Below are 13,516 nucleotides of genomic sequence, written 5' to 3'. Positions count from 1 at the left end.
AGGACCAACATCATGAAAGAAAACGGCTGGCTCGGTCTCACGTTCAACGCGTGCTTTCTGAGCTTCATCCTCGCGCCGCTGGTCGTCGTGATGCTCGTCGCGTTCACCGACAAAGGCTTCATTTCGATGCCCTTCGATGGCGCATCGCTGCGCTGGTTCCACGCGATCATCGAGAACGGCGACATCGTCTCTGCGTTCTGGCTGTCGATCCGCCTCGCCTTCGCGGCGGCGACCATCGGCGTGCTGCTCGCGGTGCCCGCCGCGCTTGCCATCGCGCGCTATCGCTTTCCGGGTCGCGCGGCGCTCACGAGCTTCTTTCTCTCGCCGATGATGATTCCCGCCGTCGTGCTCGGCATCGCGTTCCTGCGCTTTCTGTCGCTGCTGCATCTGTCGGGATCATTCTGGTCGCTCGTCGCCGCGCACGTGATCATCGTGTTGCCGTATGCATTGCGGCTCGCGCTGTCATCGGCCATCGGGCTGGATCGCGATGCAGAGCGCGCAGCGCTGTCGTGTGGCGCGAGCCGCTTCACCGCGTTTCGCCGCGTCGTGCTGCCGATGATCCGCACGGGCGTCGCGGGCGGCTGGGTCTTGTCGTTCATTCAAAGCTTCGACGAGCTGACGATGACCATCTTCGTCGCGACGCCTGGCACCACGACGCTGCCCGTCGCCATGTACAACCAGATCGCGCAGACGATCGATCCGCTGGTCGCCTCCGTCTCGGCGGTGCTGATCGTCGGTACGGTGTTGCTGATGATTCTGCTCGACCGCATGGTCGGACTGGATCGCATTCTGATCGGAGAAGCCCGATGACATCTTTAAGTCCCGACGTGCTGGTTCTGGGCGGCGGCCTCGTCGGTTCGGCAGTCGCTTACGGGCTCGCACGCGAAGGCGCGCGCGTGACCGTGCTCGACGAGGACGACGGCGGCTTTCGCGCCTCGCGCGGCAACTTCGGCCTCGTTTGGATACAGGGCAAGGGCTATGGATTGTCGCCGTATGCGACCTGGTCGCGCTCGTCGTCGACGCGCTGGCCCGCTTTCGCCGATGCGTTGCTGAGCGAAACGGGCATCGACGTGGCCTTGCGTCAGCCGGGCGGCTTCCAGTTCTGCTTCAACGACGACGAGCTCGCCGAGCGCAACAAGCGCCTCTCGACACTGCAAGCCGAGCTCGGCGACTACCCGTTTCAAATGCTCGATGCAAAGGAAGTTCGCGAGCGCATTCCGCAAGCCGGGCCTGCGGTTCTCGGCGCGAGCTATACGCCGATGGACGGCCACGTCAATCCGCTGAAGCTGCTGCGCGGCCTGCATGTCGCGATGCAGGCGCGTGGCGTGAAGCTCGTATCGGCCGAGCGCGCGGAACGCATCGTGCCGGAAGCGAATGGCTTCACGGTGCATGGCAAACGCGGAACATATCGCGCGGCGCGCGTCGTGCTCGCGGCGGGCCTCGGCAATCGCGCGCTCGCGCCGTTCGTCGGCCTGAATGCGCCTGTCGCGCCGAATCGCGGGCAAGTGCTGGTGAGCGAGCGCGTCGCGCCGTTTCTGCACTATCCGACGCTCAACGTGCGGCAGACCGACGAAGGCACCGTGCAGTTCGGCGATTCGATGGAGGAAGTCGGCTTCGACGATTTCACCACGACGCACGTGCTCGCCGATATCGCGCGTCGCGGCGTGCGCGCCTTTCCGATGCTGAAGCACGTGCGGCTCGTGCGCATGTGGGCCGCGTTGCGCGTCTACAGCCCCGACGGCTTTCCGATCTACGACCAGTCGGACAAGCATCCGGGCGCGTTCGTCGTCACCTGCCACAGCGGCGTGACGCTCGCCGCCGCGCATGCGCTGCGCGTCGCGCCGTGGATCATGGGCGCGCCGATGCCCGGCGAACTGCCGAACTTCTCCGCGCGCCGCTTCGAGAACGCACGAGAACTGACTCCCGCACATTGAGCTTGCCATGACAGTCCAATCGAACCACACGCTTTTCAGGCCGTTGAATGGTGCCGAAGCCGGCCATGTCGACATCTTTTTCAACGACGAAGCGCTCAGCGTGCCCGCCGGCCGTTCGGTGGCTGCGGCGCTCTTCGCGGCGGGCGTATCGCGCTTTCGTGCGACGCCCGTCTCCGGCGCGCCGCGTGCGCCCTACTGCATGATGGGCGCGTGCTTCGAATGCCTCGTCGAGATCGACGGCGTGCCGAGCCGCCAGAGCTGCATGGTCGAAGTGAAAGCCGGCATGCGCGTGCGCTCGCAGGAAGGCGCGCGCGATCTGCCGCCGTCGAATGCCGTCGATGCATCGCTGGAGAACGCACATGGCCGCTGATTTCGATTCCGTCGCAGTCGATGTGGTCGTGGTTGGCGCCGGTCCCGCCGGCATGAGTGCGGCCACACGCGCGGCGCGCGCGGGCCTTTCGACCGTGCTCATCGACGAACAGGACGCCGTGGGCGGGCAGATTTATCGCGCGATCGGCAAGGCAGACGCGCGTCGCCGTGAGATTCTCGGTCCGGACTACGCGGCGGGCGCAGATGTCGCGAAGGCGTTCGCCGCATCGGGCGCGCGTCACATCACGAATGCGAGCGTATGGCAGGTCACGCGCGAGCGCGGCGTCAACTATCTGAAGGACGGCAAGATCGGCGCGTTCGATGCCAAGCGCGTGATTCTCGCGAGTGGCGCGCTGGAGCGGCCGTTTCCGATTCCCGGCTGGACGCTGCCCGGCGTACTGACGGCGGGCGCGGCGCAGATCCTTTTGAAGAGCGCGGGCGAAGTGCCCGCCGCGCCGCCGATTCTCGCGGGCTGCGGGCCGCTGCTCTATCTGCTCGGCTGGCAATACGTGCGCGCTGGCGTGCCGATCCGCGCGCTCGTCGATACGACGCGTCACGAAGACCGCTGGCGCGCGAAGCGTCATCTGCTGTCGGCGCTGCGCGCGTGGCCGTTTTTGTCGAAGGGTTTGCAACTGATCCGCACGCTGCGCGAGGCGGGCGTACCGATCTTCGAAGCTGCCGACGATCTGCGCGTGGAATCGCGCGTCGGCTCGGATCAGGTCGAGCGCGCGGCGGCGCTCAGGTTCACGACGCAAGGCGTCGCGCATCGCATCGAAGCCGACGTGATTCTGCTGCATCAGGGCGTCGTGCCGAACACGCAGTTCACGCATGCGCTGCGGGCGTCGCATCGCTGGGACGATGCGCAACTGTGCTTCACCCCCAAAGTCGATGCGTGGGGCGAGCTCGACGTGCCCGGTATTTTCGTCGCGGGCGATGGCGCGGGCATCGGCGGCGCGCAGGCCGCGGCGTTGCAAGGCACGCTCGCGGGACTGGCTGCGGCGGCGCAGCTCGGCGCCATCGATCAGTCGGCTCGCGATGCCGAAGCCACGCCGCTGCGACGCGCGCTCGCGAACGTCATGCGCATCCGGCCGTTTCTCGACAGCCTCTATCGTCCGCGCGCGACCAATCGCATTCCGGGCGACGAGACCATCGTGTGCCGCTGCGAGGAAGTCACGGCGGGCGAGCTGCGCAAGTTCGTCGAACTGGGCTGCGTCGGGCCGAATCAGGCGAAATCGTTCGGACGCTGCGGCATGGGTCCGTGCCAGGGACGCATGTGCGGTCTCACGGTGACGGAAGTCATCGCGGATGCGCGGCGGGTCTCGCCCGCCGAAGTCGGCTATTACCGCATCCGTCCGCCGATCAAGCCGCTCACGCTCGGAGAACTCGCCGGTGAATGACGCGACTGACGTGCGGGAAGCGGATGTGCTCGTGGTCGGCGGCGGGCTGCACGGCACGAGCAGCGCGTTCCATCTCGCGCGGCGCGGCGCGAAAGTCATCGTGCTCGAAGCCGATTACGTCGCGCGTCATTCATCGGGCGTGAACGCGGGCGGCGTGCGCACGCTCGGTCGTCCTCTGCCGGAGATTCCGCTCGCGCTGATGTCGCGCGAAATATGGCACGGCATGAGCGATCTCATCGGCGAAGATGGCGGCTTCGTGCCTTCAGGTCAGTTGAAGATCGCCGAAACCGACGACGAACTCGACGCCTGCCGCAAGCGCGTCGCGCTGCTCGAAGCGCACGGCTTCACGCACGAGAAAGTGATCGACCGCGAGACCGTGCTCGAACTGGAGCCGGCGCTCGCGCGGCATGTGACGGGCGGCATCTGGGTCGAGCGCGATGGCTACGCGCTGCCGTATCGCACGACGACCGCCTTTCGGCTCGCCGCGCAAAGACTCGGCGCGCGCTTTCAGGAAGGCACGCCGGTGCAACGCATCGAACAGCGCGGCACGCGCTGGTTCGCGACGACGCCGCGCGGCACGTTCAGCGCGAAGCAGTTGCTCGTCACGGCGGGCGCGTGGTCGGGCGAGTTGGCGAAACAGGTGGGCGAGCCGGTGCCGGTTCATCCCGAAGGCCTGATGCTGATGGTCACGCATCGCGTCGCGCCGTTCTGCCGTGCGACGCTCGGCGCGACGGGCCGCCCGCTCTCGTTCAAGCAGTTCGATAACGGCACGGTGGTGATCGGCGGAAAGCTGATCGGCATTGCGGATCTCGCGAATCGTCACGGCGAAGTGGATTTCGTGCGTCTCGTGAAGAGCGCGCGCACCGTCACCGATCTGTTTCCGCATTTGCGCCACCTCGGCGTGAATCGCGCATGGGCGGGCGTCGAAGCTTTTACCGAAGATGAATTGCCGGTGATATCGGCGAGCCGCAAGGCATCGGATCTGTATTACTCGTTCGGCTATTGCGGCAGCGGCTTTCAGCTCGGGCCGGGTTGCGGCAAGCTCGTGTCGGAACTGATGCTCGATGGCGCGCCGTCGATTTCACTCGATGCGTTCGCCGTCGATCGCTTTTCGCGCGATGCGGTTTCTGTTGCGGACGCATCGCAGTTGATTACGCATTGAACACACTTTTTCCGGAGGGAATTTTATGAGCGATATCGTTCGCATCGACACTAATCAACGTATGAGCCGCGTCGTGAAGGCGGCAGGGCTCGTGTTCATCGGCGGGCAAACATCGGCCGATCAGACGCCCGATGTGAAACTGCAAACAGCGAAAGTGCTCGAGAAAATCGACGGCTTTCTCGACAAGGCGGGCATCGATAAAACGCAGCTGGTGTCGGCGCAAGTGTGGCTTGCGGATATCGATCGGGATTTTGCGGGGATGAATGAAGTGTGGGATGCGTGGGTGCCGCAAGGGTGCGCGCCCACGCGGGCGACGGTGCAGGCGAAACTCGCGTCGCCGGCGTTGCTGGTGGAGATTGCGGTGGTGGCGTTGGGGTGAGTGTAGTTTCGTCAATACAGTGATCCGAAGCATTTGCAAAATTAATGCAAGGCAAATTACTTCGAAGCCCGCTTTTCCAGTGGGCTTTTTTTGTTTTGAGGGGTTCTACAGATTGGTCGGATCGAGGGGCGCGCACGAAAGTCTTCCGTTTCCGATTTAATCTCGGCGCGTAAATGGATTTCTGTTGCGCATTGACATCCCTCTTCCCCGGCATCAGACTCCCGTCGTTAATTTTTCGACGCCCGACCGATGCCAACCTCCCAGCTCTCCGTCTACTTCTTCGCCCAGGCCGCCGTGATCGTGCTCGCGAGCCAGCTCGTCGGCCGGCTCGCGCAACGCGTCGGTCAGCCGCAAGTGGTCGGCGAAATGATCGCGGGCGTGCTGCTCGGCCCGTCGCTCTTCGGACTCCTGCTGCCGCAGTGGCAGCAGGCGCTTTTCCCCAAACCGACGATGGGCATGCTCTACGTCGCCGCGCAGCTCGGCATCGGGCTGTACATGTTTCTCGTCGGCACGGAATTCCGCGCGGATCACTTTCGCGCACGCGCGAAAAGTGCGATGAGCGTGTCGCTCGCCGGCATCGTCGCGCCGTTCGCTCTGGCGTTCGCGCTCACGCCCTGGCTGCTCTCTATCCCCGGCCTGTTCGGTGAGAAGGTGCGGCTCTACGAGGCGTCGCTGTTCCTCGGCGCCGCCATCGCCATCACCGCGTTTCCGATGCTCGCGCGCATCATCCACGAGCGCGGGCTCACCGGCACGCCGCTCGGCACGCTCGCACTGACCGCGGGCGCATGCGACGACGCCGCCGCCTGGTGCATCCTCGCCATCGTGCTCGCGAGCTTCGGCGGATCGTGGACGGGCGCGTATGCCGCGATCGGCGGCGGCGCGGCGTTCGCGCTCTTCATGATCTTCGCGGGCGGCAAGCTATTGCGCCGGCTCGCCGTCGGACTGAATCCGAACGCGCCGCTGCCGACCAGCGTGCTCGCCACGGTACTGGCGCTGTTCTCGCTCTGCGCGTTCGCGATGGACGCAATCGGCATTCACGCGGTCTTCGGCGGCTTTCTGCTCGGCGTCGCGCTTCCGCGCGGCCCGCTGACGACGAAGCTGCGCGACATGCTGCAACCCTTCGTCGTCGTGTTTCTGCTGCCGATGTTCTTCGCCTACTCCGGTCTCAACACGCGGCTCGACATGCTGATGGACCCGGCCATCCTCGTCGCCGCCGCCGCGATCCTGATCGCGTCGTTCGGCGGCAAGGGCATCGCGTGCTGGGCAGCCGCGCGCATGAACGGCGAGAATTCCGGCGACGCAATGGCGATCGGCGCGCTGATGAACGCGCGCGGCCTGATGGAGCTCATCATCATCAATATCGGTCTCGCGGCAGGCGTGATCCTGCCGGGACTCTTCTCGATCCTCGTGCTGATGGCCGTGCTCAGCACGCTGATGGCCACGCCGCTCTTCAACTGGATCGTGCGCCGCCAGTCCGCGCCGCACTCGGCCGTCGCGCGATAACGTCATCGCACGACAAAGCGCCGCGCGACCCGAATCGCACGGCGCCCGATATGACCGCTGACAACGTCGGCGTCAGCGTCGCATGAGGCCCATCACCAGCGTCACGAGGAAGATCACGAGGAAGATGAAGAACAGGATTTTCGCGATGCCCGCGGCCCCTGCCGCAATGCCGCCGAATCCGAGCGCGGCTGCAATGATCGCGATGATGAAAAAGACCAATGCGTAATACAACATGATGATTTCCCTCCCTGTGGATTGGGCCCGCGCGCCCCATGTGCGCGGACCGTAACCTGCCGGAAGCAAGCAGTATTCCTTACCGGATGGAGCAATGTTTTCTGCCGTGATATTCTTGGCCTCGTCCTGCATACGCCATCGCTCTGCTATTCAAGCGCGAGCGCGGATCACCCGCCTTTCACTGCCGTCAAGAAGACCCGTCGTCTGCCGTTAATTAAAAGAGGGACGCAAGTCTGAAAGGGCGCGGTGACGCTCGTTCGCGCGCTGTTCCGCGTTATCGAATGGTCATGCATCAAGGGCACCATTCCAGCGGAGCACTTCCCATAAAAGGGCCATGCTCGCATGGTTGACGATCTGCGGTTCAAGGTCGATCGCTTCGCCGTCTTGAGCATTCAAGCCACATGCGCGGGCATCCCACCACCGAAGCACACCGAAGCACCAAGAGACACGTTCGGATGCTTTTCTTCCGACGAAAGATTGAACGGTGCCGCGCGCGCGGCCCCATCGGGAAAAAATTGATGAAACCGGCAAGGAATTCGCTGCGGTCACGCTTTGGCCGTCATATCGCGTTGGTTGTGTTGTTGGCTGCACTCGTGGCGGGTGCGAGCTTCCTTCACTGGCGTCAGACGTCGCATCAGGCGGCGTCGCAATCCGCGGCGCTGTCGGGCGTCGCGAGTCAGATGCGTCACGACGCGTCGGCGTGGGCGCATCGGGAAAAAGATGCATCGGAAATGTTGACCGATATTCGCGAGCGCAATGTCGCGACGATCGGCGTCAGCCCCGACGCGATCCTCGTCTCCACGATCAAAGGCGAGAAGTATTACGTCGCCGACCACAACGGCGCGTTCTCGAATGCGCTATTGCTCGGCGAACTGAAGCCCGACGCGGCGACGCCGTATCAACTGGTCTGGCTGCCCGACGCCAACGTGCGCACGGGCTACGCGCGCTGGAGCGAAATGTTCGACCGTTCGCGCGATGCGCTGAGCCTCTTGCTGCCCTTGCTGATGGTCGGCGGCCTGCTTTGGTTCATGCGCCGTGAAATGCGTGGCGGCGCGCAACTGCTCGGCACGTCGCCGACGCTGCGTTTCGATGACGTCATCGGCGCCGGCGAAGCGAAGGCCGCGCTCAACGACGTCCGCGCCTGGCTCACCGAGCCTGCACAATTTACCGGCATGGGCGTGCGCGCGCCGTGCGGCATTCTGATGACGGGCGGGCCGGGCGTCGGCAAGACGCGGCTCGCGCAGGCGCTCGCGGGCGAATGCGGCGCGAACTTCATCGCGATTACGGGCAGTTATTTCAGCGCGAAGTATTACGGCGTCGGCATTCAGAAGGTGAAGCATCTGTTCGAGCTCGCGCGCAAGAACGCGCCGACGGTCATCTTCATCGACGAAGCCGACGGCCTCGGCAAGCGCACCGATACCGGCGGCGGCCCGGTCGAAGCGGAAAGCAACCGCATCATCAATCAACTGCTCGCGGAGATGGACGGCTTCGCGTCGAACGAAGGCGTGATCATCGTCGCGGCGACGAATCATCCGGACAATCTCGACGAAGCGCTGCGTCGTCCGGGCCGTTTCGACCGCACGGTGCAGGTGCGTCTGCCGAGCCTCGACGACCGCGCGGAAATCCTGCGCTTCTATGCGGCCAATCTGAAGACGAAAAGCGACGACATCGATTTCGATCAACTCGCGCGCCTGACGACGGGCCTCTCGCCGGCCACGCTATCGATGATCTGCAATCAGGCGGGTCTCGTCGCGCGCAAGGCGGGCGAGCGCCAGGTCGCGGCGAAACATTTCATGGAAGCGATCAAGATTGCGCGCATCGGCGATATCAACGGCGCGGAGCGCGCCTTGTCCGACGACGAACGCACGCGCATCGCCGTGCATGAAGCGGGTCATGGTCTCGTTGCGGCGCTGCTCGGTACGGGCGTGCTCGAAGAAGTGACCATTCTCCCGCGCGGCGGCGCGCTGGGTGTCGCGCTCATCACGAAGATGCAGGACAAGCATCTCTATCGCGAAACGGAATTGCGCAACGAGATTCAGGTGTTGCTCGGCGGCCGCAACGCGGAACTCCTGATGTTCGACGAAGCGTCGAGCGGCGCGGCAAGCGATCTACAGGAAGCGTCGCGGATCAGTCTCGACATGGTGTCGAAGTTCGGCTTCAACGCCGACGGCAATCTTTTCAGCCTCGCGTCGCTGCCGCAGCAGTACGCGGGCTTGCAGTTGAAGAACTCGATCGAGCACGCGAACACGCTGCTGCACGATCTGAGCGGCGCATGCTACGCGCTGTTGCAGGCGAATAAGCCGGTGCTGCGCGCGATCGCCAACGAGTTGCTCGAATCGGAAACGGTGCCGGGCGAGACGGTCTATCGTCTGATCGAGGAACATGCCGCGGCTGTCGCGAAAGTGGAAGCCGTGACCGAAGTGCTGGCTGCCTGAAACCGGAGACATCGACATGCCTGATGCGTATCGCAGCAAAGGACTTTCCAGCGCGCTTTCGTATCAGGATCCGAAGGCCGCGTTCCGCTGGCTCGAAGCCGCTTTCGGTTTCGAGCCGATGTTCGTCATCCTCGATGCCGACGGCAATCTCGCGCACTCCGAGATGTCGTACGGCGATTCCGTCGTCATGATCGGCAGCGAATGGAGCGCGGATCACAAGAGCCCTCGCTCGGTGGACGGCAGGAACACGCAGTCGGTTCACGTGCAGCTCGCCGAGGGCGACGACATCGACGCGCATTGCGAGCATGCACGCGCGGCGGGCGCATCGATTCTCGCGGAGCCGCAGACGCAGTTCTACGGCGACCGGACGTATCGCGCGAAAGATCCCGAAGGGCATATCTGGACCTTCGGCGTCACCGTGCAGAAGATGACGCCCGAGCAATGGGACGCGGCGAGCGGCCTGACGACGCGCACGCGGCTCGATTGAGCGCAGTTCGCGCGCCGCTCAATCACCCAACGCCACGCCTTCGCGCCGCGGGTCCGCGCCGCCTGCCCACACCTTCCGTCCATTCTCGCGCGGCCTGCGCACGATCGCCTGCACGCCGCTCGTCATCTCGACTTCGGCGATCTGATGCCCGCGCGCTTTCAGCGCCTCGGCGAGCGCCGGCGTGACGAGTCCGCGCTCCAGTTCCGTCGGTCCGTTGCGGCTGCCGAAGTTGGCCATGCCGATGGCCGTCTGCACGTCCATGTTCCAGTCGAGCAGCGCGACGAGCGCTTTCGACACGTATTCGATGATCTGCGATCCGCCCGGCGAGCCGAGCGCGGCGACGAGCGCGCCGCTCTCGCGGTCGAACACGAGCGTCGGCGCCATTGAGGAGCGCGGACGTTTGCCAGGCTCGACACGATTCGCTATCGGCTTGCCGTTCTCCTCCGGCGTGAAGGAGAAGTCGGTGAGCTGATTGTTGAGCATGAAGCCGTGCACCATCAGATGCGAGCCGAAATACGACTCGATGGTCGTCGTCATCGAGATCGCGCCGCCGCGATCGTCGACCGCCACGATCTGCGATGTCGAGACGCGCATCGGCGATGTGTCCGGCGCGAACATCACCTTCGTGCCCTCGGGCACGCCGGGCTGTGCCTTGCCCATGCTGTTCCCGCCGATCAACGCGGCCCGCTCGCTCAGATAGCGCGGACTGATCAGCCCCGCGACATCGACCTCCACGAAGTCGGAATCGGCGACATAGAGACCGCGGTCGGCATACGCGAGCCGGTCGGCCTCTGCGATCACGTGCACCGCGTCGGGACTCGCTTCGAAAAGCGCGGGCGTGGTGACCGGATTCGGCCCGAGCGTCGCCAGCGCGTAGCGCGGGTCTTTCGTGCCGAGCGCCTGCGCAATGCCGAGAATCTGCGCGATCGCGATGCCGCCCGACGATGGCGGCGGCATGCCGCAGATTTTCCAGCGCTGATAATCGGTGCAGACGGGCGGACGTTCCTTCGCCTTGTATCGCGTGAGATCGGCTTCGGACAGGCTGCCGGGATTGGCGCTTCCGTTCACGGCGGCCACGACATCGCGGGCGATGGTCCCCGTGTACAACGCGCCCGGGCCCTCGTGCGCGATGCGCCGCAACGTCTTCGCGAGTTCGGGGTTGCGGATCACGGTGCCGACCGGCTTCGCGCTGCCTTGCTCATCGAGAAAATAGCGTGCCATCTCCGGCGATTTCGGCAGGAACTTGTCCGCCGCAACCTGGGTGTAGAGACGCTCGGAGACGGGGAAGCCCTTCTCCGACAGTTGAATCGCCGGCTCGAAGAGCGTCGCCCACGGCAAGCGGCCGTGCTTACGCCACGCGAGTTCGAGCACGCGCAGCGCGCCCGGCGTGCCCACCGAACGGCCGCCGATCTGCGCTTCGCTGAAGTCCATCGGCGTGCCATCGGGCCTGAGGAAGAGACGCCCGTTTGCGCCTTCGGGCGCGGTCTCGCGGCCATCGTAGGCCTGCACGCGCTTGCCGTCCCAGTACATGATGAACGCCCCGCCGCCGATGCCCGTCGCTTGCGGCTCGACGAGCGTCAGCACGGCCTGCATGGCGATAGCGGCATCGATAGCCGAGCCGCCCTTGCGCAGCATCCGGCGGCCGGCTTCGGTCGCGAGCGGATTTGCCGCGGCCGCCATGTGACGCCGCGCATAGTTCGTCGACAAGCCGCGCCGGTAGCCGGACGACACTTCGGGCGCGGGCGGCACGGCGGGCGGCAGCGCGGCGGGCGCGGAAGCAGCGACAGGCGGCGGTGCGGGAGCCGGCTCTACGGCTTGCTGCGATGTGCCGCATGCGCCCGACATCGCGGCGAGACAGGCGATCAACACGCCGCGCGATGCCTGCAGAACCCACGGCGCGGCAACAAGCTCACTCGTCCGTTTCATGCTCTCTCCTTTGCACTCCGGACGATTCGCTCGCGCGCGCGCCGGATCGATGGCAAATGTTTGCCACCAAAGATTAGACGCTTCTTCGATTTTGAAAAGGAGGATTTCGAGCGCCGCGTTCGTGGTCGAATGGAACGAACGGTCGATTTACTTAGCGATGCAGATTTTCGATGAGCGAATCAATACGCGTTGATGCTGCGCAGTCCCTTGAAGATCGTCGCGGCGATGATCCGCATATCCAGCGCGAACGACCAGTTCCCCAGATAGTACAAATCGTGAGCCACGCGCGCTTCCATCTTTTCTATTCTGTCCGTCTCGCCGCGAAAGCCGTTGACCTGCGCCCAGCCGGTGATGCCCGGCTTGATGCGATATCGATGGATATAGCCCGATACGACCTTTCGATAGAGATCGTCATGTTCCAGCGCGTGAGGACGCGGCCCTACCACGGACATGTCGCCGCGCAGCACGTTGAAGAATTGCGGCAGTTCGTCGAGACTCGTGCGGCGCAGGAACGCACCGACACGCGTCACGCGCGCATCGTTGCGCGTGGCCTGACTGAGCACGCCGGCCTCTTCGGTATGCATGCGCATCGAGCGAAACTTGTAGATGGTGAAGACGCGCCCATCCGCGCCTTTGCGCCGCTGCCTGAACAGGACGGGGCCGGGCGAACTGAGTTTCACCGCGATGGCGATAACGATCAAAAGCGGCGCGACGGCGCAAATCGCGGCGAGTGCGAAGAGCCGGTCGAAGACTTCCTTTTGCAGCAGCGCACGTTGCGAAAGCGGAGAAGCCACGAGATTGATCGCGGCGACGCCCAGCAGCTCGCTTACGTTGCTTTCGAAAAGCGCGAGACTGCGCACGTCGGGGATGAAGCGCACGTTGATGAGGTCTTCACGGAACTCGTTCACGAAGCGCAGGATGGTCCGGTCCTGCGACAAGGGCAACCCGAGCCACACTTCGGGCACACGCTGCTCGCGGACATGACTGACGAAGGCGTCGAAATCATCGAAGACGGGCACGCGCGCGGTCATCGGTACATCGGGCGAGGCGTTGAATACGGCGATCGTGCGAAAGCCCGAATGACTCGCGCGCTCGATTCGTCTCATGATCGATTCGCAATGCCTGCCGCTGCCGACGATCGCCACCTGATGAAAGTTCATGCCGGCGTGGCGCATGCGCCCGAGCACCGCATGCGTGGCAAGGCGCCCGCCGATCATGAGCACTACCGAGATCGCGGTCCAGTACGCGAACCACAAGCGCGAAACATGATCGAGCCGATGCAGCGAAAACATCAGCACGAGCACGCAGGCCTGCACGATCAGCCAGACGAACGACACGCGGCTCGCCAGCACGAGCTTGCTGCGTCCGCGCCATGACTCGTAGACACCGAACTCCGGAAACAGCAGCAGCGAAAACGCCGCAGCAAAAGCGGCGAACGGCATGTAATAGCCTGGCTCGGCAATGTGCTCGAATCGGATCCCCGACGCGATGGCCGCACCCCACACCACCATGACGACATCGAAAAGCCGTGCCAGCAATCCGTGAATATCGCGCATGTCCACCTCGATTCGAGAGCGCCGTAAGTGCGGTCAAACCTGCTATTCGTGTGATGGTTGCCTGCAATGGCGAGTCGCGCCCGATCAGGCCGATCAAGTGCTTTCTGAAACGCGTGCTTCACGTGACGCCGCTT

At 64.5% G+C, this 13,516-nt stretch carries 13 protein-coding genes; 9 read left to right on the top strand and 4 right to left on the bottom strand.

Going from position 1 to position 13,516, the window contains the following annotated elements:
• The first annotated feature begins 12 nt into the window (after positions 1–12).
• The 7 genes from AWB74_RS12645 to AWB74_RS12615 all read left to right on the top strand — a co-directional run bounded on the left by AWB74_RS12645 (position 13) and on the right by AWB74_RS12615 (position 6,744).
• Complete coding sequence (locus tag AWB74_RS12645; protein ID WP_061128184.1) at positions 13–810, top strand: ABC transporter permease; 798 nt, start codon at positions 13–15, stop codon at positions 808–810.
• Positions 807–1,934, top strand: coding sequence for an NAD(P)/FAD-dependent oxidoreductase (locus AWB74_RS12640; RefSeq protein WP_061147101.1), 1,128 nt, complete (start codon positions 807–809; stop codon positions 1,932–1,934). The genes AWB74_RS12645 and AWB74_RS12640 overlap by 4 nt, the downstream gene beginning before the upstream one ends.
• 7 nt (positions 1,935–1,941) lie before the next feature.
• Complete coding sequence (locus AWB74_RS12635; protein ID WP_061147100.1) at positions 1,942–2,304, top strand: (2Fe-2S)-binding protein; 363 nt, start codon at positions 1,942–1,944, stop codon at positions 2,302–2,304.
• Complete coding sequence (locus AWB74_RS12630; RefSeq protein ID WP_061147099.1) at positions 2,294–3,700, top strand: FAD/NAD(P)-dependent oxidoreductase; 1,407 nt, start codon at positions 2,294–2,296, stop codon at positions 3,698–3,700. Before AWB74_RS12635 ends, AWB74_RS12630 begins: the two co-directional genes overlap by 11 nt.
• Positions 3,693–4,862 carry an NAD(P)/FAD-dependent oxidoreductase gene (locus AWB74_RS12625; protein ID WP_061147098.1) on the top strand — a complete coding sequence of 390 codons (1,170 nt, stop codon included), beginning with the start codon at positions 3,693–3,695 and terminating at the stop codon, positions 4,860–4,862. Before AWB74_RS12630 ends, AWB74_RS12625 begins: the two co-directional genes overlap by 8 nt.
• Positions 4,863–4,887: 25 nt before the next feature.
• Positions 4,888–5,241: a RidA family protein gene (locus AWB74_RS12620; protein WP_061147097.1), complete on the top strand. Its 354-nt coding sequence runs from the start codon at positions 4,888–4,890 to the stop codon at positions 5,239–5,241.
• A 249-nt stretch (positions 5,242–5,490) separates the two neighbouring features.
• Positions 5,491–6,744, top strand: a complete 1,254-nt coding sequence (locus tag AWB74_RS12615; RefSeq protein WP_061147096.1) for a cation:proton antiporter — start codon at positions 5,491–5,493, stop codon at positions 6,742–6,744.
• A 72-nt stretch (positions 6,745–6,816) separates the two neighbouring features.
• On the opposite strand, the gene AWB74_RS12610 is transcribed toward AWB74_RS12615, so the two are convergent.
• Positions 6,817–6,978 (bottom strand): DUF1328 family protein, encoded by a 162-nt coding sequence (locus AWB74_RS12610; RefSeq protein ID WP_008346326.1) that lies wholly within the window; start codon positions 6,976–6,978, stop codon positions 6,817–6,819.
• A 285-nt stretch (positions 6,979–7,263) separates the two neighbouring features.
• Positions 7,264–7,527, bottom strand: a complete 264-nt coding sequence (locus tag AWB74_RS46920; protein WP_200821965.1) for a hypothetical protein — start codon at positions 7,525–7,527, stop codon at positions 7,264–7,266.
• Between AWB74_RS46920 and AWB74_RS12605 the strand changes: the two genes are divergently transcribed.
• Positions 7,497–9,413, top strand: coding sequence for an AAA family ATPase (locus tag AWB74_RS12605; RefSeq protein ID WP_061147095.1), 1,917 nt, complete (start codon positions 7,497–7,499; stop codon positions 9,411–9,413). The two genes, AWB74_RS46920 and AWB74_RS12605, sit on opposite strands and share 31 nt — an antisense overlap.
• 16 nt (positions 9,414–9,429) lie before the next feature.
• Positions 9,430–9,900 (top strand): VOC family protein, encoded by a 471-nt coding sequence (locus tag AWB74_RS12600; protein ID WP_061147094.1) that lies wholly within the window; start codon positions 9,430–9,432, stop codon positions 9,898–9,900.
• A gap of 18 nt (positions 9,901–9,918) precedes the next feature.
• On the opposite strand, the gene ggt is transcribed toward AWB74_RS12600, so the two are convergent.
• Positions 9,919–11,826: a gamma-glutamyltransferase gene (gene ggt / locus AWB74_RS12595; protein WP_061147093.1), complete on the bottom strand. Its 1,908-nt coding sequence runs from the start codon at positions 11,824–11,826 to the stop codon at positions 9,919–9,921.
• A 179-nt stretch (positions 11,827–12,005) separates the two neighbouring features.
• Positions 12,006–13,382 carry an undecaprenyl-phosphate glucose phosphotransferase gene (locus AWB74_RS12590; RefSeq protein ID WP_061147092.1) on the bottom strand — a complete coding sequence of 459 codons (1,377 nt, stop codon included), beginning with the start codon at positions 13,380–13,382 and terminating at the stop codon, positions 12,006–12,008.
• Positions 13,383–13,516: the final 134 nt, after the last annotated feature.

It is taken from the genome of Caballeronia arvi, from assembly GCF_001544695.2.
Taxonomy (GTDB): Bacteria; Pseudomonadota; Gammaproteobacteria; order Burkholderiales; family Burkholderiaceae; genus Caballeronia; species Caballeronia arvi.
Note: the sequence above shows the minus strand (reverse complement) of the source record. Positions and strands in the feature narration are given on the sequence as shown.